Source organism: Streptomyces sp. NPDC091272, assembly GCF_044757485.1.
Taxonomy (GTDB): Bacteria; Actinomycetota; Actinomycetes; order Streptomycetales; family Streptomycetaceae; genus Streptomyces.
Window position 1 is genome coordinate 513670 of record NZ_JBIVVC010000001.1, and the last position, 21928, is coordinate 535597.

The following is a 21928-nucleotide window of genomic DNA, read 5'->3' on the forward strand; positions in this document are numbered from 1 at the left end:
CCGGATCGCCTCAGTCGCAGGTTCCCCCGCGCGCGGCACTCACGCGCGTACGCGTCCTCCATCCGGCGGTACGGCTCAACCGGCGGGACCGCTCACGGTCGCCCCCAGTGCGCGCAGCAGGAACGGACGCACCTCGGCGACCATCGCCTCGCCCGCGGGGGCCCGGCCGACGTCGGGGCGCGTGGCGTGCGGGGTGAGGAAGACCCGGCTGACCATGGCGCCGACCACGAGGTCCGCCAGGACGTGCGGGTCGGCCACCGGCGGGATCTCACCGCGGCCGACGGCCCGCTCGATCAGCGTGCCGGCGCGGTCCCTGACCGGCTGGACGACGGCGTCGTCCAGCACCCGGGCCAGCGCCGGGTTGTGCGCCGACTCGCCGATCAGGACGTGCAGGAGCCTGCCGCCCGGCCCGTCCAGCGTGCGGGCCTTGTCGGTGAGCAGGGCGGTGAGGTCGCCGAACAGGCTGCCGGTGTCCTCGCCGGGACCGAGGTCGTGCGCCCAGCGGACCGCCGTGCCCACGACGAGGTCATCCTTGGACTTCCAGCGGCGGTAGAGGGTCGCCGTGGAGACTCCGGCCCGCCTGGCCACGGCGGACGTGGTCAGCCCGCCGTAGCCCTTCTCGTACAGGACCTCCAGCGTGGCTTCGAGCAGCGCGCGGTCGAGGGCGGCGTCCCGGGGCCGGCCGCGGGCGGGCAGGGCGGGCCCGGCGGGGTCCGGGTGACGGGCGGCGGGGATGTCGGCGGAGGGATGTGTCACTCTCCCGACGATATACGAAACGAAACCTTTTCGTTTCGTATAAGCTCGGGACACATGACTTCCCCCACCGAGATCCCCGCGGCCCACGAAGCCGCCACCTCCGCCGCCGCCCACGAAGCCGCCACCTCCGCCGCCGCCCACGAAGCGGCCACCTCTGCGGCCCAGGGCGCAGCCGCCCCCTCCGCGACCCAGGACGCCGCCGCCCCACTGGACGCGCCCCGCCTCGTCGCCGCCCTGCGGTCCGCCTTCGCCACCGGCCGCACCAAGCCGGTCGCCTGGCGCCGCGGCCAGCTCGAAGCACTGCGCACCCTGCTCACCGACAACAGCGACGCGCTGACGGACGCGCTCCGCGCCGACCTCGGCAAGGGCCCCGAGGAGGCGTACCGCACCGAGGTCGGCTTCACCGTGAACGAGATCGACCACACCCTTGCCCACCTCGACGCCTGGCTGGCCCCGCGCGCCGCGGCCCTGCCCGAGCGGCTGCTGCCCGCCGAGGGCAGTGTCGTGCGCGAGCCGCTCGGCGTCGTCCTGGTCATCGCGCCCTGGAACTATCCGCTCCAGCTGGCGCTGGCGCCGGTGGTCGGTGCGCTGGCCGCGGGCAACTGCGTGGTCGTCAAGCCCAGCGAGCTCGCGCCCGCGACCTCCGCCGAGATCGCCCGTCTGCTGCCCCGCTACCTCGACCGCGACGCGGTGGCCGTGGTGGAGGGCGCGGTCCCCGAGACCACCGCCCTGCTGGAGCAGCGCTTCGACCACATCTTCTACACCGGCAACGGCACGGTGGGCCGCATCGTCATGACCGCCGCGGCCAAGCACCTGACCCCGGTCACGCTGGAGCTCGGCGGCAAGAGCCCCGCGCTCGTGGACGAGGGCGTCGACCTGGCGGCGGCCGCCCGCAGGATCGTCTCGGGCAAGTTCCTCAACGCGGGCCAGACCTGCGTCGCTCCCGACTACGTCCTGGCGGTCGGCGACACCGCCCGCGCCCTGGAGCCGCACCTCGCGGCAGCCGTCACCGAGCTGTACGGAACCGACCCCGCGGCCCGCGCGGAGTACGGACGGATCATCAACGAGCGCCACTTCGACCGGCTCACCGGCCTCCTGGGCAGCGGACGCACGGTGATCGGCGGCGCCCACGACCGTACGACCCGCTACCTCGCCCCCACCGTGCTCGCCGACGTCGCGCCCGACTCACCGGTGATGCAGGAGGAGATCTTCGGCCCCGTGCTGCCCGTCGTGCAGGTCCCCGACCTGGACGCGGCGCTGACCTTCGTCAACGAACGGGACAAGCCGCTCGCGCTGTACGCGTTCACCGACTCGCCGGCCACCAAGCAGCGGCTGCTGACCGAGACCTCCTCGGGAGCACTCGCCTTCGGCATCCCGGTCGCGCACCTGACCGCTCCCGAACTCCCCTTCGGCGGCGTGGGCGAAAGCGGAACGGGCCGCTACCACGGCGAGTACTCGATCGACACCTTCAGCCACAGCAAGGCGGTGCTGGACAAGCCGCTGCACTCGACGGCCGGCTGACCGGGCGGGGCGTCAATGGCCGTGAGACGGCGTCACCGCGCCGCCTCACAGCCAGCCCCGCTTCTTGAACACCACGTACAGCCCGCCGCAGACCAGCGCCATGAGCAGGATCGCGAAGGGGTAGCCGAGGGCCCAGTGCAGCTCGGGCATGGTGTCGAAGTTCATCCCGTAGATGGTTCCCACGAGTGTGGGCGCGAAGAGAATCGCCGCCCACGCCGAGATCTTCTTGATCTCTTCGTTCTGCTCGAAGCCGGCGACCGCCAGCGCCCGCATCTCCGCGTTCTGCTGCTGGGTGACCAGCGTCGCGTTGACGGTGAGGATGTCGGTCAGGGCCTGCCGGAAGCCGTCCACGCGTTCGCTGGTGTGGGTGACGTGGTCGGCGACGTCACGCAGGTAGCGCTGGAGCTCCTCGTCCGTCCGGTACTTGGTGAAGCCGGCCATCAGGCCGTTCAGCATGCCGATCAGGGGACGCGTCGCGCGCTGGAACTCCACCACCTCGCGGGAGAGTTCGTAGATGCGGCGGGAGACCTCGGGATCGCCGCGGAAGACCTCGGTCTCGATCTCGTCGATGTCTGTCTGCACGCCGGAGACGACGGGTGCGTACCCGTCGACCACCGCGTCCAGGATCGCGTACAGCACCGCCTCGGGGCCCAGCGAGAGCAGGTCGGCGGACTCCTCCATCCGGCGTCGGACGGCGGACAGGTCGGGGGCCGCGCCGTGCCGGACGGTGATGACGAAGTCGTGGCCGAGGAAGACGTGCAGCTCGCCGAAGTCGACCTCTTCGGGGGCGTCCAGGTAGCGGGCCGCGCGCAGGACGACGAAGAGGGTTTCGCCGTACCGCTCCAGCTTCGGCCGCTGGTGTGCTTCGAGCGCGTCCTCGACTGCGAGCGGGTGCAGGTCGAACTCCTCGGCCAGGGAGTGGAGTTCGGACTCGCTCGGCCGGTGCAGGCCGATCCACGCCATGCCGTCCGGATGCTCGCGCAGCAGGCGGAAGGTCTCGGCGAGGGAGTCGGGGGAGGAGACCCGGACGCCGTCGCGGTAGACCGCGGCGTTCACCACGCTCGTGCGGTCCTCCGGCTCCGGTTCCGGCGGCCGTGGCCCGGTGGGTCCCGCGACGGGCGGCGAAGCGGTGGTGGAGGGGGCGGGCTGCCTGCGCCAGGTGCGCTTCTTCGCTGCCACGGGGTGGCTCGCCTCCCTCGTCGGTCCGCACGGATGTCCACGAGCAGCGGATCACGAAGCAGGATATCGGGGGCATAACGCACCGGCACGGTGAATGCGGCAGAAGGGGAGGGGGTCGCCCCGGATGCCGTGGCGGGGGCGGGGCCGTCCCTTGCGGCCCGCCGTGCGGACGTGGCCCCGGCAGGTGAACGTCCTTATCCGTCCCCCTCCGGGGGTAGAGAGATCCAGACGACTGGCACAGGATGTGAGCACCACAGCCGGTACCAGGGAGAGTGCACGATGCGGACGCCGATGACCACCTCCGACTTCCTCGACCGTGCGGAGCTGGGCTTCGGATCGTGCCCCGGTGTGATCGACGAGCCGGTGCAACCCGCCGTGCCGGTGCCGGACTCCACCTACGGCAGACTCGCGGAACGGGTCCGCGCCTGGCAGGCCGGGTTCGACGCGCTGGGCGTGCGCGAGGGGGAGCGGGTGGCCGTCGTCAGCCACAACTCCGCCCGAATGCTTGAGCTGTTGTTCGCGGTGACGATGAGCGGCCGGATCTGCGTGCCCGTCAACTTCCGCCTCAAACCGGACGAGATCGACTACATGGTGCGCCAGAGCGGCGCCTGTGTGCTGCTGGTCGACCCGGAGCTGGACGACGCGCTGGCCGGCGTCAAGGCCAGGCACCGGTTCGTGCTCGGCGAGCAGACGGACCACGAGCTGATGCGGTACGGCATCGAGCCGCGCCCGTGGTCGCGGCCCGACGAGGACGCGACCGCGACGATCAACTACACCTCGGGAACCACCGCCCGCCCCAAGGGAGTTCAGCTCACCCACCGCAACATCTGGGTCAACGGTCTGACCTTCGGGCTGCACACCCGCGCCTGGGAGCGCGACGTGTACATGCACACCCTGCCGATGTTCCACTGCAACGGCTGGGGCATGCCGTTCGTGATGGCCGGGCTCGGGGTCAAGCAGGTGGTGCTGCGGAAGGTCGACGGCGCCGAGATCCTCCGCCGGGTGGATCAGCACGGGGTGACCCTGATGTGCGGCGCCCCCGCGGTCTGGAACGCGGTGCTCGACGCCGCCGCGGCCTGGGAAGGCCCCGTACCCGGCCGCGACCGGGTGCGCGTGGTCTGCGCGGGCGCCCCGCCGCCCTCCCGGATGATCCGGCGCATGGACGAGGAGCTGGGCTGGGAGTTCACTCAGATCTACGGTCTGACCGAGACCTCGCCGCTCCTCACCTTCAACCGGGCCCGCCCCGAGGACGACGCGCTGCCCGCCGAGGAGCGGGCCCGCAAGCTGTCCCGCGCCGGGGTTCCCGCGCTGGGCGTCCAGGTGAAGGTGGCCGGTTCCGGCGAGGTGCTGGCCAGGTCCAACGTGGTGCTGGACGCCTACTGGGAGAAGCCGGAGGAGACGGCGGACGCCCTCGTGGACGGCTGGTTCCACACCGGGGACGGCGGCACCGTCGACGAGACGGACGGCCACCTCACCATCTCCGACCGCAAGAAGGACGTCATCATCACCGGCGGCGAGAACGTGTCGTCGATCGAGGTCGAGGACACCCTCTTCGGCCACCCCGCGGTCGCCGAGGTCGCCGTCATCGGTGTGCCGCACGAGAAGTGGGGCGAGACGATCCTGGCCCTGGTGGTCCTCGCCGAGGGTGCGAGCGCGCAGGAGGCCGAGCTCATCGCCCACTGCAAGCAGCGGATGGCGGGTTACAAGGCTCCCACCAGGGTCGAGTTCCGGGACGCGATCCCGCGTACGGCCACGGGCAAGATCCAGAAGTTCAAGCTCCGCGAGCCGTACTGGACGGGGCAGGGCCGCGAGATCAGCTGACCGGGCCGGCGAGGGGGCCGCTACCCGGCGGCGGCCCGCCCGTCCGTGACGACCCGCGCCACCCGGGACGCCGCATGCACACCCGCGGCCACCGGTCGAGACCGAGCGAGGCCTCCTCGGCCACGATCTCCCGCAGTCCTTCGGTGAGTTCGGCACCGGCCAGGGTGCGGAAGCCGAGCCGGGCGTAGTACGGCGCGTTCCAGGGCACCTCCGCGAAGGTCGTCAGGGTCAGGGCGGCGCCCGACTCCTGCGCCAGGTGCTCGATGAGGGCCCGGCCGACGCCCCTGCGGGCGGCGCGGGGGTGCACGGACACCTGGTCGATGTGCGCGGCGCCGTCGACCTCCTGCCAGATCAGATATCCGTCAGGGCGGCCCCCGTCGCCCCCGAACACCCAGGCACGGCCTTCGAGTTGGTAGGAGGCGAGCAGTTCGAGCGGCGGTGGGTCGTCGTCCGCGACCTCCACCATGCCGAGTGCGCGGAACGGTTCGCCCGCCGCGCGTTCGATGTCCTGGAGGAGCGGAAGATCGGCGAGGCCGGCAGGACGCACATGCATACGGGAAGTATCCCCCGCCGCCCCGTCCCGGCCGTCCCCGCCCGGCCCCCTCAGCCGCCCGTGCGGATGAGAAGGTCCGCTGCGTCGTTGGCGGGCTGCGGCGTGCCGGTGAGGTCCATCACGAACAGCGGGACCCCGAGGTTCGCCGCGCGGGCGCGGGCCTCGGGAACGTACCCCGTGAGGGAGAAGAAGACCGGGACCGCCGACGAGTTCAGTCCGTGCAGCCACAGGCACTCCACGTCGCGCAGCGTGGACGGCTCGGTACGCGGGTCGACCTGGGCGACCAGGCCCGGGGCCCGTAGGTCGATGCCGGAGGCCGGGTGCTCGGGGGACTGGAGTATGTCGCGGAACCCCAGCCACTTGAGGTAGACGGCGGCGGCGGTGACCGCGTCCCTGGCGGTACGGATGGTCAGGGGCCGGAACGGCGGCCTGGGACGCCCGGCACGGGAGCCACCGCCGAGCTGTCCCGCGGGCGCCGGGCGGGCGGCCGGCGCGGGCCCCGGCACGAGTCCCGGGGCTGATCCCGGGGCGAGGTCAGGGCCGGATCCCGGCGCGAGGTCAGGTCCGGATCCCGGGGCGACTTCAGGTCCGGATCCCGGCGCGAGGTCCGGGTCCCCGGCCAGGTCCGGTTCGGGGGCGGGCCCGGGGCCCGTCGAGGCGTCGGCACCGGTGGGTAATCCGGGGCCTGCCGCGTCCGCGCGTCCCCTGTGCGGCGCGGGGGCGGGCCGCGGTCCTGCCGGGGGCACCGAGGGCGCGGGACGTACGGGGATGCGCAGCACCGTACCGCAGCCACAGCCCAGCTCCGGCTGGGGCCACTGGTCCTGCCGGCCGCAGGACGGGCAGCGGACCGTCACCCAGGAGTCCGTCCAGGTGCGGTGCGTGATCGGCTGCGGCCGGGCGCCGCGCAACAGCGGTGGGGCCAGCGGCGCGCCGCACGCACAGGGGAAGACGGGCGGTACGTACGCGTGATCACGGCGGCAGGCGGGGCACCGCACCGGCACGCTGCTTCCCATGGGGCGACCTCCGGCACTGGGTCCGGGCGCGACGGCTCGACGAGGAGCAGCCCGGCCGCGAACACGTGAACGACTGATGCGCTGTGTGGTCCATGGTCACACCAAGTGTGAGGACTTGGCAGGCACTTCGGCGCTTTCCTGCCCCTCTTCCTGCGAGCCCGGCCGGAACGGGTCCCGATGCCCGAACCGTGGACGCCTCTCTTGACGCCGTGACTCACGCATTCTATGTTGCTTCCACATAGCAGAACAGTTATTCCGCATTATGGAAAACCGGCCTGAAGCACAGGAGTGACCCGATGCCCCGTATGACCGCTGCGCTCGCAGCAGTTGAGATCCTCAAGCGCGAAGGCGTGAGCCACGCGTTCGGCGTGCCCGGCGCGGCGATCAACCCCTTCTACAAGGCCCTCCAGGCCGGTGGCGGGATCGATCACACGCTGGCCCGCCACGTCGAGGGCGCGTCCCACATGGCCGAGGGCTACACCCGCAGCAACGCAGGCAACATCGGCGTCTGCATCGGTACCTCGGGCCCCGCGGGCACGGACATGATCACCGGGCTGTACTCGGCGATCGCCGACTCGATCCCGATTCTCTGCATCACCGGCCAGGCTCCGGTCGCGAAGCTCCACAAGGAGGACTTCCAGGCCGTCGACATCGCGTCGATCGCCAAGCCGGTCACCAAGAAGGCCACCACGGTCCTTGAGGCCGCCCAGGTCCCGGGTGTCTTCCAGGAGGCCTTCCACCTGATGCGCTCCGGCCGTCCGGGCCCGGTCCTCATCGACCTGCCGATCGACGTGCAGCTCACCGAGATCGAGTTCGACCCCGAGACGTACCAGCCGCTGCCGGTCTACAAGCCGACCGCGTCCCGCGCCCAGATCGAGAAGGCCATCTCCTTCCTCCTGGAGTCGCAGCGCCCGCTGATCGTCGCGGGCGGCGGCATCATCAACGCCGACGCCACCGACCTGCTGGTCGAGTTCGCCGAGCTGACCGGCACCCCGGTCATCCCGACCCTGATGGGCTGGGGCATCCTGGCCGACGACCACGAGCTGAACGCCGGCATGGTGGGCCTCCAGACCTCGCACCGCTACGGCAACGCGAACTTCCTGGAGTCCGACTTCGTCCTCGGCATCGGCAACCGGTGGGCCAACCGCCACACCGGCGACCTCGCCGTCTACACCGAGGGCCGCAAGTTCGTCCACGTCGACATCGAGCCCACCCAGCTGGGCAAGATCTTCGCCCCGGACTACGGCATCGCCTCCGACGCCAAGGCCGCCCTGGAGCTGTTCGTCCAGGTCGCCAAGGAGCTCAAGGCCGAGGGCAAGCTCCCCGACCGCAGCGCGTGGGCCGCCTCCACCCAGGACCGCAAGGCCAAGCTCCAGCGCCGCACGCACTTCGACAACGTGCCGCTCAAGCCGCAGCGCGTGTACGAGGAGATGAACAAGGCCTTCGGCCCGGAGACCCGGTACGTCACCACGATCGGCCTCTCCCAGATCGCCGGCGCGCAGATGCTGCACGTCTACAAGCCGCGCCACTGGATCAACTGCGGCCAGGCCGGCCCGCTCGGCTGGACGATCCCGGCCGCGCTGGGCGTCGCCACCGCCGACCCCGAGGGCCAGGTCGTCGCGCTCTCCGGCGACTACGACTTCCAGTTCATGCTCGAAGAGCTGGCCGTCGGCGCGCAGCACAACATCCCGTACGTGCACGTGCTGGTGAACAACTCCTACCTGGGCCTCATCCGCCAGGCCCAGCGCAACCTGGACATCAACTTCCAGGTCAACCTGGAGTTCGAGAACATCAACTCGCCCGAGCTGGGCGTCTACGGCGTGGACCACGTCAAGGTCGTCGAGGGCCTCGGCTGCAAGGCCATCCGGGTCACCGAGCCCGACCAGCTGCTGCCCGCCTTCGAGCAGGCCAAGAAGCTGGCCGCCGAGTACCGGGTGCCGGTCGTCGTCGAGGCGATCCTGGAGCGCATCACGAACATCTCGATGAGCGGCACCGGCATCGACGCCGTCAACGAGTGGGAGGACGTCGTGACCGAGCCCGGCCACGCACCGACCGCGGTCCGTGCGTTCGTGGGTGAGTAACCAGCAGTAGCAGCAGTACGAGAGGGCCGGTCGCCGCAGTCAGGGCGACCGGCCCTCTCGCGTGCGTCGGCGGCCCGGTACGCGGGCGGGTGAGGGCGGTGTACCGCGGGCGTACGAGGGGGACGGGTACCTCGCGCGCCCACGGTGCTGGGAGGACCCGGGTCGCGCCCGCCGCCGCGCAGGTACACGAGCCCCGCCACCGCCGCCGCGCAGGTACACGAGCCCCCCACCGCGTCGCCCGCCCCGGTGCCCTGTATGCATGCCGGCGGTACGAACCCCGCCACCGCGCACCGCCGCCCGGTGCCCCTGCAGGGACGCCTCCGTGGACGCCTCCCTGGACCGCTGCGGTCCACCCCACGAGGACGTGTCAGCGCCCCGCAGCAATCCGGCCGGGTGGCAGCCCCGGGTGCCGCCGTAGCCGCCGCCCAGCTCCGCGGCCCCGCGGCCGGCTCGCGGCCCGCCCGCGGTCCGTCCGCGGTCCGCGCCCCCGTGGCCGTGGACGCCACGACGGCCACCGGCCACCGCGCGTCTGGCCACGCCCACGGGCGAGCACACGAAAAAGCGGTGCGGGCCGGTCCCCGTAAGGGACCGGCCCGCACCGCTGTGCACGTCATGAGACGTCGTGCTGAATGAGGCCGCGGCGGCAGCGATGAGCCGCCGGGTGCTTCCGCTCTTCAGGTCGAGGGGAGCGCCCGGTGGCCTTCACCACCGCACTGGCTCGCCCGCCGCCGCGGTCCTCGTTCGTGTCCGTACCGTCGGCCACCCCTCATTCGGGCCGCCGGTACGGACAGCGGACAGTTGCTGACCTCCCGTCAGCACCCGTCCGCAGTCAGGGAATCAGTTGTCGTCACGCAGCTCGCGGACGGCCTCTTCGACGCGCTTGCCGTACTCCGGGTCGGCGGCGTGGAAGTGGGCGAGGTTCTTCTCGACCACGTCGTCGCGGGTGACCTGCGAGAGGCCGCCGGCGATGTTGGCGATCAGACGGGCCTGCTCGTCGGACGACATCAGCCGGTAGAGCTCACCGGCCTGGAAGAAGTGGTCGTCCTTGACGTGCTGGGCGGTGGTGTAGGTACCCGTCCAGCCGGACAGCTCGGCCGGGGCGCCCAGCGCCGCGTCCGTCTGCGCGGGACCGTCGTACGAGTTGGGCTCGTAGTTCTTGTCGTGGCGCGAGCCGTAGCGGGTGGCGTAGGAGCCGTCCCGGCCGTAGTTGTCGGCGGGCGCGTTCTTCGGCGCGTTCACCGGCAGCTGGGTGTGGTTGACGCCCAGGCGGTAGCGGTGCGCGTCCGCGTAGGCGAACATGCGGCCCTGGAGCATCTTGTCCGGGGAAGCGGTGATGCCGGGGACGAAGTTGTTCGGCGAGAACGCGGCCTGCTCGACCTCGGCGAAGACGTTGTCCGGGTTGCGGTCCAGGACCAGGCGGCCCACGCGCTGCAGCGGGTAGTCCGCGTGCGGCCAGACCTTCGTCACGTCGAACGGGTTGAAGCGGTAGTCCGCCGCCTCGGCCGCCGGCATGATCTGGACGTACAGCGTCCAGGACGGGTTGACGCCGCGCTCGATGGCCTGGAGCAGGTCCGTCTGGTGCGAGTTGCCGTCCTTGCCGACGATCTCCGCCGCCTGCTCGGACGAGAGCGAGCGGATGCCCTGGTTCGTCTTGAAGTGGTACTTGACGAAGAAGGCCTCGCCCTCGGCGTTCGTCCACTGGTAGGTGTGCGAGCCGTAGCCGTTCATGTGACGGTACGAGGCGGGGATGCCGCGGTCGCCCATCAGGTAGGTGACCTGGTGCGTCGCCTCGGGGGAGTGCGCCCAGAAGTCCCAGACGTTGTCCGGCTCCTGCTGGCCCGTGAACGGGTCGCGCTTCTGCGAGTGGATGAAGTCCGGGAACTTGATCGGGTCCTTGATGAAGAACACCGGGGTGTTGTTGCCGACGAGGTCGTAGTTGCCCTCTTCGGTGTAGAACTTCAGCGCGAAGCCGCGCGGGTCGCGGACCGCGTCCGACCCGCCGAGGCTGTCCGCGACGGTGGAGAAGCGGATGAACGTCTCGGTCCGCTTGCCGACCTCGGAGAGGAAGTTGGCGCGGGTGAAGCCGGTGACGTCGTCGGTGACCTCGAAGTATCCGTAGGCACCGGAACCGCGGGCGTGGACGACACGCTCCGGGATGCGCTCACGGTTGAAGCGGGCGAGCTTCTCCAGCAGGTGCTGGTCCTGGAGGAGGAGCGGGCCACCGACACCGGCGGAGGCGGAATTCTGGTTGTCGGCGACCGGGGCGCCTGACTCGGTCGTGAGCACACGCTTCGACATGGTGACCTTGGGACCTTCCTGCGGGATCTGCTGGCGGCGTGAGGAGCGTAAGTACGCGGAGAACGCGGCGTCAACAGTTTGTTGAATTTAAGGGTGGAGCAAGTGTGGGACCCGGGTCGCGGCGGCGCCTGGGCGCGACAGGACAGGTGTCAGCGCCGCCGCAACCCGGAGATTGGGGGCGGCTTCCCCTCGAAGAACCGGAGAAGCCGCAGGTCAGGCCGGATGGCCCGACGGGACTCAGACCTGCTGGCCGGAGAGCCGCTCGACCGCGCGCAGCAGCGCGGAGTGGTCGAGACCGCCGTCGCCCTGGGCGCGCAGCGAGGCGACCAGCTGGGCGACGACCGCGCCGACCGGGAGGGCCGCACCGACGTTGCGGGCGGCGTCGGTGACGATGCCCATGTCCTTGTGGTGCAGGTCGATCCGGAAGCCGGGCGCGAAGTCGCGCTTGAGGAAGTTGTCCTTCTTGCGGGTCAGGACCGTGGAGCCGGCCAGACCACCGTTGAGGACGTCGAGGGCCGCGGAGAGGTCCACGCCGGACTTCTCCAGGAAGACCACGGCCTCGGCGCACGCCTGGATGTTGACCGCGACGATCAGCTGGTTGGCGGCCTTCACCGTCTGGCCCGAACCGTGCGGACCGCACAGCACGATGGTCTTGCCGAGGGCCTCCAGGAGCGGCTTGGCGGCGTCGAAGTCCGCCTGCTCACCGCCGACCATGATGGAGAGTACGGCCTCGATCGCGCCGGCCTCGCCGCCGGACACCGGGGCGTCCAGCACGCGGATGCCCTTGTCCTTGGCGGCCTTTGCGAGGTCCACCGAGGTCTGCGGGGTGATCGAGGACATGTCGATCAGGAGCGCGCCGGACTTCGCGTTCTCCAGGATGCCGTCCTCGCCGTAGGCGATGGCCTCGACCTGGGGGGAGGCCGGCACCATCGTGACGATGACGTCGGCGTCCTTGACCGCCTCGGCGATGGAGGACGCGCCCTTGCCGCCCGCGGCGGCGAGGCGGTCGATCTTCGCCTGCTCCAGGGTGTACCCGGTGACGTCGTATCCGGCCTTCAGCAGGTTCTCGGACATGGGGGAGCCCATGATGCCGAGACCGATGAAACCGACCTTGGGAAGCGTGCTCATGAGGGTACTGCCTCTCTCAAAAACCGTGTCAAAAAGTTCAGTCGGCGGGCCGGCACGCGCTTACGGGCGGGCCCGCGAGCGTCACTTGGCGGCGCGGAGCGGCTTGTCCAGCCACTCGAAGGCGTCCGCGCTGGGGGCGTCGCCCGGCTTGTACTCCAGGCCGATCCAGCCCTCGTAACCGGCCTTCTTGAGGCGGTCGAGCAGATCGGTGAAGTCCAGGCCTCCGGTGCCCGGCGCGCCACGGCCCGGGTTGTCGGCGATCTGCACGTGGCCGGCCTTGTCGGCGTACGCGTCGATGACCTGGTGCAGGTCCTCGCCGTTCATCGACAGGTGGTAGAGGTCGAGCAGGAACTTGGCGTTGCCGAGCCCCGTCGCCTCGTTGACCTTGTCGACGACCTCGACCGCGGACGGTGCGCTCACCAGCGGGTAGAGCGGCGACTCCGGCTTGTTCAGGGCCTCGATCAGCAGGATCGCTCCGACGCGGTCGGCCGCGCGGGCCGCCGTGACGAGGTTCTCCAGCGCCAGGGCGTCCTGGTCCTGCGGGTCGACGCCCTCGACGCGGTTGCCGTAGAGCGCGTTCAGCGCCTTGCAGCCCACCGAGGCGGCGAAGTCTGCCGCGACGTCGATGTTGGCGCGGAAGCGGTCCGACTCCTCACCGGGGAGCGAGAGTGCTCCGCGGTCGGGGCCGGGAAGCTTTCCGGCGTAGAAGTTCAGGCCCACGAGCTGGGTGCCGGCGTCGCCGAGCGCCTTCCTGAGGGCGTCGAGCTCCGACTGCTCTGGGGTCGGTGCGTCGATCCAGGGCCACCACAGCTCGACCGCGGTGAAGCCGGCCGCGGCTGCTGCCGCCGGGCGCTCCAGAAGCGGGAGTTCCGTGAAGAGGATCGAGAGGTTCACATTGAAGCGGTGGTCCGAGTAGCCCATGGGGTGTTCGGCGCTCCTTCCGTATCGCGGAAGTTGTTTTCTGCTTGATGGAAGGTTGCAGTTGGAGCGCCGTACTTGTCAAGAGGGGGTCCCGGATTTCGTCCCTCGCGCAGTAGGTTGTGCGCGTGCGATTGAGAGTGGAGTTCACGACCGAGCCCTTCGATCTCGACGAGGCGCCGCCCCATGCGGTGGCTGCCCGAGAGGTGATCCAGGCGGCCGAGCTGGACGCCGTCGACGTGGGCCCCTTCGGCAATACGGCGGAAGGCGGTGCGGACGCGGTGCTCACCGCGGTCGACGCACTGCTCCGGAGGTCCCTGGCCACCGGAGCCACTCGCGTCTCGTTGCAGGTCAATGTGATCGGGGAGGGCGAGAAGTAGTGACGGAACCCGGGGATCACCCACTGGTCACGGCGATAAAGCCGCTGGTAGACGCAATGGGCGCCGAAATGATGGACCCGGCGGGAGCCGGTCGCGACGATGTGGTCCTCGCCTGGGAGGGCGAGGACGTGGTCGCCGTGCGGCTCCCGCAACTGTCGGACTCCCTGGATCACATCCTGGCCGCATTGGAGCGCAGGCACGGCATGCCACTGTCCGACCTGGACCGCAAGGCCAAACAGTCGGTCGTACGGACCCTGGAGGCACGCGGTGCCTTCTCCGTACGGCACGGTGTGGAGACCGTGGCGGGCGCGCTCGGTGTCTCGCGTTTCACCGTCTACAACTACCTGAACAGGGAAAACACCGCCAAGGCGGACTAGTTGCCCCACCGTGAGCGGCAGGCCGCCCGATTTGTCCTCCCGCAGCACCCCCCATTTGATCGATCATTTTGAGTCGCCGCCGTTCCCGCTTGGGGACGGCGGCTTTTGTCTTCGCGAACTTTCAACAAACTGTTGACGTCCAGTTGTTGAGAGCGTTAGCTATGCCCAGCCCGTCCAGCACAAGGCCACGGAGGCTCCCGTGACTTCGGTCCAGACACCGGGCCTCACCCGGTTCAACACCCTCCCCGAGAGCGCGGCCCAGGCCGAACTCCACGAGGTGTGTGCCAGCTCGGCGTGGGGGAGCAAGCTCATCGCTCAGCGCCCGTACGCCACCGCAGAACAACTCTTTCTCGCCAGTGACGCCGCACTCGCGGAGCTCACCGCCGAGGACCTCTCCGAAGCGATGTCGGGGCACCCGCCCATCGGCCGCCCGAAGCCCGGGGACCCGACTTCCTCCCGCGAGCAGCGCGGAATGGCCGGCGCCTCCGAGGAACTCAAGGCCGAGATGCTCGAACTGAACCTGGCATACCAGGAGAAGTTTGGACACGTGTTCCTGATCTGTGCCACCGGCGCCACCGGTGAGCAGATGCGCGACGCGGTGCGTGAGCGGAGCGGCAACTCGCCCGAGCAGGAGCGGGAGATCGTCCGCGCCGAACTGGGCAAGATCAACCGCATCCGGCTGACCCGCCTCGTGGAATCCCCCGCGGATTCAGGAGAAGAGAACTGAGATGAGTACCGCAACCACCGCCTCGGTGTCCACGCACATCCTGGACACCAGCATCGGCCGCCCCGCCGAGGGCGTCGCCATCGCGCTCACCGCCCGCAGCGGCAGTGGCGCCGAGTGGGTGACGCTCGGCGGTTCGAAGACCGACGCGGACGGGCGCTGCAAGGACCTCCCGGCCCTGCCGGAGGGCACGACCCACGTCCGGCTCGACTTCGAGACCGAGACCTACTTCTCGAACAAGACCAGCGAGACCGAAGCCGAGGCTCAGCAGGACGCCCCCCGCGTAAGGGACAGCGGCGCGTTCTTCCCGGAAGTGGCGATCACCTTCGCCGTCGTACCGGGCGAACACTTCCACGTACCGCTGCTGCTCAACCCGTTCGGCTACTCCGTATACCGAGGGAGCTAGCACCGATGCCCACCATTCTCGGCCAGAACCAGTACGGCAAAGCAGAGAACCGTGTCGTCAAGATCACGCGGGACGGCGACACCCACCACATCAAGGACCTGAACGTCTCGGTCGCCCTCTCCGGCGACATGTCAGACGTCCACCTCTCCGGCTCCAACGCGAACGTCCTGCCGACGGACACCACCAAGAACACGGTGTACGCCTTCGCCAAGGAGTACGGGATCGAGTCCGCCGAGCAGTTCGGCATCCACCTCGCCCGGCACTTCGTGACCTCGCAGGAGCCGATCAAGCGCGCCCGGATCCGCATCGAGGAGTACTCCTGGGAGCGCATCGCGACCTCGGACAACAACTCGAAGTTCATCGGCTCCGACGAGGTGAACCACTCCTTCGCCCGCAAGGGCCAGGAGCTGCGCACCACCCAGATCACCTTCGACGGTGAGAACTGGGAGATCATCTCGGGCCTCAAGGACCTCACGGTCATGAACTCCACCAACTCGGAGTTCTGGGGCTACGTCAAGGACAGGTACACGACGCTGAAGGAGGCGTACGACCGCATCCTGTGCACCGACGTCTCCGCCGCCTGGCGTTACAACTGGACCAGCGACGAGATGCGGATGCCCAACTGGGAGAAGTCGTACGCGCAGGCCAAGAAGCACATCCTGCAGGCCTTCGCCGAGACCTACTCCCTCTCGCTGCAGCAGACGCTCTACCAAATGGGTTCGCGGGTCATCAACAGCCGGAGCGAGATCGACGAGATCCGCTTCTCGCTGCCCAACAACCACCACTTCCTGGTCGACCTCGAACCGTTCGGGCTGAAGAACGACAACGAGGTCTATTTCGCCGCCGACCGCCCGTACGGCCTCATCGAGGCCACCATCCTGCGGGACGGAGTCGAGCCGCAGATCCCGGTCGACATGACCAACCTCTGACGCGGTCACGTCCGCGCCGCTCCCCACCCGCAGTAGGGAGCGGCGCCGACGGACCGGAGGGAACGAACATCCATGGCACAGCCTGCAACGGGGCCGGCAGCAGAAGGCCCGTGTTCCACCCGTAAAGAGGAGAGCACCCCACTGGGCGAGCCGGTCGATCTCCTCGACCCCGTGCACCCGGTGGACGAGAAGCTCCCCGCCAAGCGGCTCGTCCCCGCCGCGCTCCAGCACATCGCCGCCATGTATGCCGGCGTCGTCACCCCTCCGCTCATCATCGGCCAGGCCTGCGGCCTGGACGCCGCCGGGATGACCCGGCTGATCGCCGCCAGCCTGCTGATCGCGGGCCTCGCCACGATCCTCCAGACCATCGGCCTCACGAAGTTCGCCGGCAACCGGCTGCCCTTCGTCAACGCCGCGTCGTCCGCGGGCATCGCCCCCATGCTCGCCATCGCCGAGACCAGCGCCCCCGGCCACCAACTGCCCGCCATCTACGGCGCGGTGATGGTGGCGGGAGTCTTCTGCCTGGCCGTCGGCCCCTTCTTCGGCAAGCTGCTCCGCTTCTTCCCGCCGCTCGTCACCGGTGTCGTCATCACCCTCATCGGCGTCACGCTGATGCCCGTGCCGGTCGCCTGGGCACAGGGCGGCAACAAGGACGCCGCCGACTTCGGCGACATGAAGTACCTGGCGCTCGCCGCCTTCACGCTCGTCGTGATCCTGCTGATCCAGCGCTTCGGCACCGGCTTCGTCAAGCAGGTCGCCCTGCTGTTCGGCATGCTGATCGGCACGCTCGTCGCCATCCCGTTCGGCCTCGCCGACTTCAGCGGTCTGAAGGAAGCCCCGATCGCGGCCCTGCCCGCCCCCTTCGCCTTCGGCGCCCCCGAGTTCCAGCCCGCCGCGATCCTCTCGCTGTGCATCGTGATGCTGGTCCTGATGACCGAGTCGTCGGCCGGGATGCTCGCCCTCGGCAAGATCTGCGAACGCGACTGCGACGGGCGGACCATCACCCGCGGTCTGCGCACCGACGGCATCGCCACCCTGGTCGGACCGGTCTTCGGCGGCTTCCCGACCAGTGCCTTCGCCCAGAACGTCGGCGTCGTCACCCTGACCCGGGTACGCAGCAGGTACGTCGTCGCCGTCGCCGGCGGCGCGCTGATCTTCCTCGGTGTCTTCCCGGTGCTCGGCGCGGTCGTCTCCATGGTGCCGATGCCGGTACTGGGCGGCGCCGGAATCGTCCTCTTCGGCTCCATCGCGGTGAGCGGTATCCGTACCCTCTCCGAGGCCGGACTCGACGACAGCTCGAACATCATCCTCGTCGCGGTGGCGCTCGGCGCGGGCATCATCCCGCTCGCCGCGCCGACCTTCTACGCGGACTTCCCCGCCTGGGCACAGACCGTGCTGGGCTCCGGCATCAGCGCCGGCGCACTGGTCGCGGTACTGCTCAACCTGTTCTTCCACCATCTCGGCACCCGCGAGCGTCGCGCCCCAGCGCCGTCCGTGGCACTCAAATCCTCCTAGGGTCCTGCCGTGCCCATTCGTCAAAGAGGTAAAGGAAGCAGCCCCATGGCAGCACCGGCAGCACAGGCTTCGGGCAGTGACGTGACGCGTATCGTCATCGAGAACTGCGCGATCGCGACCGTCGACGCCCAGGACACGGAATACGCGTCGGGCCACGTCGTCGTCGCGGGCAACCGGATCGAGTCCATCGGCGCGGGCAAGGCGCCCGCAGGTCTGCAGAACGTGGTCCGCCGCATCGACGGCACCGGCCACCTTCTCACCCCGGGCCTGGTCAACACGCACCACCACTTCTACCAGTGGATCACCCGGGGCCTGGCCACCGACCACAACCTCTTCGACTGGCTCACCGCTCTGTACCCGACCTGGGCGCGGATCGACGAGCAGATGGTGACGGCGGCAGCCCAGGGCTCCCTGGCGATGATGGCCCGCGGGGGTGTGACCACCGCCATGGACCACCACTACGTCTTCCCGCGGGGCTCCGGCGACCTCTCGTCGGCGATCGTCGGCGCTGCCAAGGACATGGGCGTACGGTTCACCCTCGCCCGGGGCTCGATGGACCGCGGCGAGTCCGACGGCGGCCTGCCGCCGGACTTCGCGGTGGAGTCCCTGGAGGGTGCGCTCGCCGCCACCGAGGCCACGGTCGACCTGCACCACGACGCGTCCTTCGACGCGATGACGCAGATCGCCGTCGCCCCCTGCTCGCCGTTCTCCGTCTCCACCGAACTCATGCGCCAGGGCGCCGAGTTGGCCCGCCGCAAGGGGGTCAGGCTGCACACCCACGGCAGTGAGACGGTGGAGGAGGAGAAGTTCTGCCACGAGCTGTTCGGGATGGGCCCCACCGACTACTTCGAGTCGACGGGCTGGCTCGGCAGTGACGTGTGGATGGCGCACTGCGTGCACATGAACGACTCCGACATCGCCGCCTTCGCCCGTACCGGCACCGGCGTCGCGCACTGCCCCTCCTCCAACGCCCGGCTCGCCGCGGGCATCGCCCGGGTCCCCGACATGCTCAAGGCGGGCGTCCCGGTCGGCCTCGGCGTCGACGGCACCGCCTCCAACGAGTCGGGCGAGCTGCACACCGAGCTGCGCAACGCGCTGCTCATCAACCGCCTCAACACCGAGCACCGCGAGCGGGCCCTCAACGCCCGCCAGGCGCTCCGCCTCGGCACCTTCGGAGGCGCCCAAGTCCTGGGCCGCGCAGCCCAGATCGGCTCACTCGAAGCCGGCAAGCTCGCGGACCTGGTGATGTGGAAGATCGACGGCCTCGGCCACTCCACCATCGCCGACCCGGTCACCGCCATCGTCTTCGGCGCGGCGGCACCGGTCACCGTGTCCCTGATCAACGGCCGTGCCGTGGTCGAGGACAGCCACCTGATCACGGTGGACGAGGACGCCATCGCCCGCAGCGCGCGGGACGAGGCGCAGCGACTCGCGCGGGTTGCCGCGCAGCACCGCTGACGCCGATCACCTCGTACCACCGCGGCTCGTCCTGGACGAGCACTTGAGATTCCGGCCGGGAGGGACGGCTCCCGGCCGGAACTGAGCAGCCGAGCGGGCTGCTCAGGAGCCGTTCCCGGGGGCGTGGCCCAACGCTTCACGCCCCCGGGGCGGTCCGGCGTATCCGGGCGAACGGCACAGACAGCACCTTCCGCACCCCCCTGAGCTTTACCAGCACTTGCATACGCACCACCTCCCTGAAGCACGTGCCAACGACGGCACTGGAATCGACAGGAGGACGCTGTGGCCAAGACGCCCAGGTTCACCGCGCAAGGCTCTTCGACGGACGGCACCGCCGAGGAGAAGACCACTCCCGACAACACCGCGGCACCCAGCTCCACCTCGACCGGAAAGCACCCGGTCGACCAGGGAATGCCTCCCCTGAAACTCGCCACGACCGGCCTCCAGCACGTCGCCGCCATGTACGCGGGCGTCGTCGCGCCGCCGCTCATCGTCGGCGCCGCCGTGGGCCTCTCCGGCAAGGAACTCACCTTCCTCACCGGTGCCAGCCTTTTCATGGCCGGCCTCGCCACCCTCCTGCAGACCCTCGGGTTCTGGAAGATCGGCGCCCGCCTCCCCTTCGTCAACGGCGTCACCTTCGCCGGAGTCGCCCCGATGCTCGCCATCGCGAGCGGCCAGGACAAGGAGGACGCGCTCCCCGTCATCTTCGGCGCGGTCATCGTCGCGTCCGTACTGGGGTTCATAGCCGCCCCCTACTTCTCCAAGCTGGTGCGCTTCTTCCCGCCGGTCGTCACCGGCTCGGTCATCACCCTGATAGGCGTCTCGCTGCTGCCCGTCGCCTTCGGCTGGGCGCAGGGCCCCGACCCCAAGGCCGCGGACTACGGTTCGACGACCTTCCTCGGGCTCGCCGGGATCACACTCGTCATCGTGCTGCTGCTGCGCCGCTTCACCCGCGGCTTCGTCAAGCAGATCGCCGTACTCCTCGGCCTGGTCATCGGCACGCTCATCGCGATCCCCTTCGGCGCCACCGACTTCACGGCGGTCACCGAGGCGAGCGTCATCGGCTTCCCGACGCCGTTCCACTTCGGGGCCCCGCAGTTCGCGGTCGCCGCGATCATCTCGATGTGCGTGGTGATGCTCGTCTGCATGACCGAGTCCACCGCCGACATGCTGGCCCTCGGTGAGATCGTCGAGCGTCCCGCCGACGAGAAGACCATCGCGGCGGGCCTGCGCGCGGACGCCCTCGGTTCGGCGGTCAGCCCGCTGTTCAACGGCTTCATGTGCAGCGCCTTCGCGCAGAACATCGGCCTGGTCGCGATGACCAGGATCCGCAGCCGGTTCGTGGTGGCGGCGGGCGGCGGCTTCCTGATCCTGATGGGTCTGTGTCCGATCGCGGCCTCGCTCATCGCGGTCGTCCCGCGCCCGGTGCTCGGCGGCGCCGGCATCGTGCTCTTCGGGTCGGTCGCGGCCAGCGGCATCCAGACCCTGGTCAAGGCGGGCCTGGAGAAGGACAACAACGTCCTGATCGTGGCCGTGTCGCTCGCGGTCGGCATCATCCCGATCGCTGCCCCGACCTTCTACCACCACTTCCCGGAGACCGCGAAGATCATCCTGGACTCCGGCATCTCGACCGGCTGCCTGGCCGCGGTGCTCCTCAACCTCGTCTTCAACCACACCGGCAAGCGAACCGACGAGGACGACGTCACGGCCCCGATGGAGCCCGGCGGGGAGATCTCGCAGCGCAGCGAGAAGGGTGGGAAGCCGGTCGCGGCCGCCCACTGAGTCACCCCCGACCTGCCGGTGGCCGTACGGTACTCCCGTACGGCCACCGGCAGTTGACGTACTGTCAGCTTGATTGCCGGGAGTCGCGCCGGCCCGGTCAGTCGACCCTGAAGTCGTCGCCGTACACCTGCCACACCAGCGGCGTGCGCAGTGCGAAGTTGCCCTCGCGCACGAAGCGCCGTTGCGCGGTGTCGATCCGGCTGGTGTCCTCGTGCGCGGCCTCGCGCTTCATCGTGCTCCGCCGCGCGTCCAGGAAGGCGTGCAGATAAGCGCCCTGGTCGCCGCCCCGCGACGGCGGCGCCGCCTTCGCGAGCGCACTGCGCCTGATCGCGTCGAAGCCGTCCCGGCCGCCCGCCCCGTGCATCACCATCGCGTCGTAGTAGACGAACTGACCGAGCGCCCCGAGCCCGTCCTGCTGCGCGCTCCGCAGCGCCGGGTCGAAGTACACCCGGTCGCGCTCGTGGTTCTGCGCCTCCTTGAACTCCCGGTCCCGCGCCGCCTTCTGCCAGTCCCGTACGAAGCGGGAGCCGAGCCCGCGGTGCGAGTCCGAACCGTTCACCTCGCGCAGGGCCGGCAGGTACTTCTCCAGTACGTTGCCGGGGTCCACGGCGCTGTAGCGCTCGACCAGCTCCAGCATGTCCCCGGTCCCCGAGCAGAAGCCGATGATCCCGGCCGTGTAACCGCGGCCGTCACCGATGTCCTCGATGTAGCGGTACTGCTCCTGCCAGGCGAGCGAGGAGTTCTCTGCGCTGGACACGAGCCGCATCGCGAGCTCCTTCCTGCCCGGGTCCCGCAGCCCCGGATCCTCCCCGGGCACGGCGGCCACCGAGGTGGTGGGGGAGGCGGCGAGCGTGAGCCCCAGGAGGGCGCGGGCTGCGTTCCGGCCGCGGCGGGCGAGTTGCACGGGACCTCCGAGGTGCTTTCGTGGACGCCGGGCCACCATTCGACGGGGACCCGGCCACAACAGTTCCATCCGCGTGGGCGGTACGTTCCGCTCACCTGACCCGGCAGGTGTCTTCCTACACCCTCCGGGGCGACGCGGCCTCACCCGTCGATCCTGGTGTCCGTGCCGTCCCTGTACCGTCGGAG

General features: G+C 70.0%; 20 protein-coding genes. 12 read left to right on the plus strand and 8 right to left on the minus strand.

What is annotated here, in order from left to right; all coding sequences use genetic code 11:
* Nucleotides 1-75 precede the first annotated feature (75 nt).
* Nucleotides 76-756: a TetR/AcrR family transcriptional regulator gene (locus tag ACIQM4_RS01955; protein ID WP_401584630.1), complete on the minus strand. Its 681-nt coding sequence runs from the start codon at nucleotides 754-756 to the stop codon at nucleotides 76-78.
* 54 nt (nucleotides 757-810) lie between these two features.
* Here ACIQM4_RS01955 and ACIQM4_RS01960 point away from each other — a divergent pair, with 54 nt between their 5' ends.
* On the plus strand, nucleotides 811-2277 hold the full coding sequence (locus tag ACIQM4_RS01960; RefSeq protein WP_401584633.1) for an aldehyde dehydrogenase family protein: 1467 nt from the start codon (nucleotides 811-813) through the stop codon (nucleotides 2275-2277).
* Nucleotides 2278-2322: 45 nt separating this feature from the next.
* Here the strand turns inward: ACIQM4_RS01960 and ACIQM4_RS01965 are convergent, their stop codons facing one another.
* The gene (locus tag ACIQM4_RS01965) at nucleotides 2323-3456 is read right to left on the minus strand and encodes a magnesium and cobalt transport protein CorA (protein ID WP_401584636.1); all 1134 of its coding nucleotides are present in this window, start codon (nucleotides 3454-3456) and stop codon (nucleotides 2323-2325) included.
* A 279-nt stretch (nucleotides 3457-3735) separates the two neighbouring features.
* Here ACIQM4_RS01965 and ACIQM4_RS01970 point away from each other — a divergent pair, with 279 nt between their 5' ends.
* Nucleotides 3736-5277: an AMP-binding protein gene (locus ACIQM4_RS01970; protein WP_401584638.1), complete on the plus strand. Its 1542-nt coding sequence runs from the start codon at nucleotides 3736-3738 to the stop codon at nucleotides 5275-5277.
* Here the strand turns inward: ACIQM4_RS01970 and ACIQM4_RS01975 are convergent.
* A complete protein-coding gene (locus ACIQM4_RS01975; RefSeq protein WP_401584641.1) occupies nucleotides 5270-5830 on the minus strand; it encodes a GNAT family N-acetyltransferase in 561 nt (186 codons plus the stop codon). The two genes, ACIQM4_RS01970 and ACIQM4_RS01975, sit on opposite strands and share 8 nt — an antisense overlap.
* A 50-nt stretch (nucleotides 5831-5880) precedes the next feature.
* Nucleotides 5881-6684, minus strand: a complete 804-nt coding sequence (locus tag ACIQM4_RS01980) for a hypothetical protein (RefSeq protein ID WP_401586035.1) — start codon at nucleotides 6682-6684, stop codon at nucleotides 5881-5883.
* Here ACIQM4_RS01980 and ACIQM4_RS01985 point away from each other — a divergent pair.
* Nucleotides 6599-6799 carry a hypothetical protein gene (locus ACIQM4_RS01985; RefSeq protein WP_401586154.1) on the plus strand — a complete coding sequence of 67 codons (201 nt, stop codon included), beginning with the start codon at nucleotides 6599-6601 and terminating at the stop codon, nucleotides 6797-6799. The two genes, ACIQM4_RS01980 and ACIQM4_RS01985, sit on opposite strands and share 86 nt — an antisense overlap.
* 340 nt (nucleotides 6800-7139) lie before the next feature.
* The gene (gene gcl, locus ACIQM4_RS01990; RefSeq protein ID WP_401584643.1) at nucleotides 7140-8924 is read left to right on the plus strand and encodes a glyoxylate carboligase; all 1785 of its coding nucleotides are present in this window, start codon (nucleotides 7140-7142) and stop codon (nucleotides 8922-8924) included.
* A gap of 837 nt (nucleotides 8925-9761) precedes the next feature.
* Here gcl and ACIQM4_RS01995 read toward each other — a convergent pair.
* The 3 genes from ACIQM4_RS01995 to ACIQM4_RS02005 form a co-directional block, all read right to left on the minus strand.
* Nucleotides 9762-11222, minus strand: a complete 1461-nt coding sequence (locus ACIQM4_RS01995) for a catalase (protein WP_401584646.1) — start codon at nucleotides 11220-11222, stop codon at nucleotides 9762-9764.
* 237 nt (nucleotides 11223-11459) lie between these two features.
* On the minus strand, nucleotides 11460-12350 hold the full coding sequence (locus tag ACIQM4_RS02000; protein ID WP_401584649.1) for a 2-hydroxy-3-oxopropionate reductase: 891 nt from the start codon (nucleotides 12348-12350) through the stop codon (nucleotides 11460-11462).
* Nucleotides 12351-12431: 81 nt separating this feature from the next.
* The gene (locus ACIQM4_RS02005; protein ID WP_401584652.1) at nucleotides 12432-13271 is read right to left on the minus strand and encodes a TIM barrel protein; all 840 of its coding nucleotides are present in this window, start codon (nucleotides 13269-13271) and stop codon (nucleotides 12432-12434) included.
* Between the two features lie 125 nt (nucleotides 13272-13396).
* On the opposite strand from ACIQM4_RS02005, the gene ACIQM4_RS02010 reads away from it, so the two are divergent.
* The 8 genes from ACIQM4_RS02010 (at nucleotide 13397) to ACIQM4_RS02045 (ending at nucleotide 20839) form a co-directional block, all read left to right on the plus strand.
* Nucleotides 13397-13648 (plus strand): hypothetical protein, encoded by a 252-nt coding sequence (locus tag ACIQM4_RS02010; protein ID WP_401584655.1) that lies wholly within the window; start codon nucleotides 13397-13399, stop codon nucleotides 13646-13648.
* Nucleotides 13648-14025: a helix-turn-helix domain-containing protein gene (locus ACIQM4_RS02015; protein WP_401584657.1), complete on the plus strand. Its 378-nt coding sequence runs from the start codon at nucleotides 13648-13650 to the stop codon at nucleotides 14023-14025. The genes ACIQM4_RS02010 and ACIQM4_RS02015 overlap by 1 nt, the downstream gene beginning before the upstream one ends.
* Nucleotides 14026-14224: 199 nt before the next feature.
* Nucleotides 14225-14752, plus strand: a complete 528-nt coding sequence (gene uraD / locus ACIQM4_RS02020) for a 2-oxo-4-hydroxy-4-carboxy-5-ureidoimidazoline decarboxylase (protein ID WP_401584660.1) — start codon at nucleotides 14225-14227, stop codon at nucleotides 14750-14752.
* A gap of 1 nt (nucleotide 14753) precedes the next feature.
* The gene (uraH, locus tag ACIQM4_RS02025) at nucleotides 14754-15155 is read left to right on the plus strand and encodes a hydroxyisourate hydrolase (RefSeq protein ID WP_401584663.1); all 402 of its coding nucleotides are present in this window, start codon (nucleotides 14754-14756) and stop codon (nucleotides 15153-15155) included.
* Between the two features lie 5 nt (nucleotides 15156-15160).
* Nucleotides 15161-16084 (plus strand): factor-independent urate hydroxylase, encoded by a 924-nt coding sequence (gene pucL / locus ACIQM4_RS02030; RefSeq protein ID WP_401584666.1) that lies wholly within the window; start codon nucleotides 15161-15163, stop codon nucleotides 16082-16084.
* 72 nt (nucleotides 16085-16156) lie between these two features.
* Nucleotides 16157-17599 (plus strand): nucleobase:cation symporter-2 family protein, encoded by a 1443-nt coding sequence (locus ACIQM4_RS02035; RefSeq protein WP_401584668.1) that lies wholly within the window; start codon nucleotides 16157-16159, stop codon nucleotides 17597-17599.
* A 45-nt stretch (nucleotides 17600-17644) separates the two neighbouring features.
* Nucleotides 17645-19057 carry an 8-oxoguanine deaminase gene (locus ACIQM4_RS02040; protein WP_401584670.1) on the plus strand — a complete coding sequence of 471 codons (1413 nt, stop codon included), beginning with the start codon at nucleotides 17645-17647 and terminating at the stop codon, nucleotides 19055-19057.
* A 411-nt stretch (nucleotides 19058-19468) separates the two neighbouring features.
* Complete coding sequence (locus ACIQM4_RS02045) at nucleotides 19469-20839, plus strand: nucleobase:cation symporter-2 family protein (RefSeq protein WP_401586038.1); 1371 nt, start codon at nucleotides 19469-19471, stop codon at nucleotides 20837-20839.
* A gap of 97 nt (nucleotides 20840-20936) precedes the next feature.
* Here the strand turns inward: ACIQM4_RS02045 and ACIQM4_RS02050 are convergent, their stop codons facing one another.
* Nucleotides 20937-21782 carry a chitosanase gene (locus ACIQM4_RS02050; RefSeq protein WP_401584673.1) on the minus strand — a complete coding sequence of 282 codons (846 nt, stop codon included), beginning with the start codon at nucleotides 21780-21782 and terminating at the stop codon, nucleotides 20937-20939.
* Between the last annotated feature and the right edge of the window lie 146 nt (nucleotides 21783-21928).

What these genes read in the sequence shown, in the direction of transcription:
- ACIQM4_RS01960 (WP_401584633.1), top strand. Translation starts at nt 811, where the DNA reads ATGACTTCCCCCACCGAGATCCCCGCGGCCCACGAAGCCGCCACCTCC.
- ACIQM4_RS01970 (WP_401584638.1), top strand. Translation starts at nt 3,736, where the DNA reads ATGCGGACGCCGATGACCACCTCCGACTTCCTCGACCGTGCGGAGCTG.
- ACIQM4_RS01975 (WP_401584641.1), bottom strand. Translation starts at nt 5,830, where the DNA reads ATGCATGTGCGTCCTGCCGGCCTCGCCGATCTTCCGCTCCTCCAGGAC.
- ACIQM4_RS01985 (WP_401586154.1), top strand. Translation starts at nt 6,599, where the DNA reads ATGCGCAGCACCGTACCGCAGCCACAGCCCAGCTCCGGCTGGGGCCAC.
- gcl (WP_401584643.1), top strand. Translation starts at nt 7,140, where the DNA reads ATGCCCCGTATGACCGCTGCGCTCGCAGCAGTTGAGATCCTCAAGCGC.
- ACIQM4_RS01995 (WP_401584646.1), bottom strand. Translation starts at nt 11,222, where the DNA reads ATGTCGAAGCGTGTGCTCACGACCGAGTCAGGCGCCCCGGTCGCCGAC.
- ACIQM4_RS02000 (WP_401584649.1), bottom strand. Translation starts at nt 12,350, where the DNA reads ATGAGCACGCTTCCCAAGGTCGGTTTCATCGGTCTCGGCATCATGGGC.
- ACIQM4_RS02005 (WP_401584652.1), bottom strand. Translation starts at nt 13,271, where the DNA reads ATGGGCTACTCGGACCACCGCTTCAATGTGAACCTCTCGATCCTCTTC.
- uraH (WP_401584663.1), top strand. Translation starts at nt 14,754, where the DNA reads ATGAGTACCGCAACCACCGCCTCGGTGTCCACGCACATCCTGGACACC.
- pucL (WP_401584666.1), top strand. Translation starts at nt 15,161, where the DNA reads ATGCCCACCATTCTCGGCCAGAACCAGTACGGCAAAGCAGAGAACCGT.
- ACIQM4_RS02035 (WP_401584668.1), top strand. Translation starts at nt 16,157, where the DNA reads ATGGCACAGCCTGCAACGGGGCCGGCAGCAGAAGGCCCGTGTTCCACC.
- ACIQM4_RS02040 (WP_401584670.1), top strand. Translation starts at nt 17,645, where the DNA reads ATGGCAGCACCGGCAGCACAGGCTTCGGGCAGTGACGTGACGCGTATC.
- ACIQM4_RS02045 (WP_401586038.1), top strand. Translation starts at nt 19,469, where the DNA reads ATGCCTCCCCTGAAACTCGCCACGACCGGCCTCCAGCACGTCGCCGCC.
- ACIQM4_RS02050 (WP_401584673.1), bottom strand. Translation starts at nt 21,782, where the DNA reads ATGGTGGCCCGGCGTCCACGAAAGCACCTCGGAGGTCCCGTGCAACTC.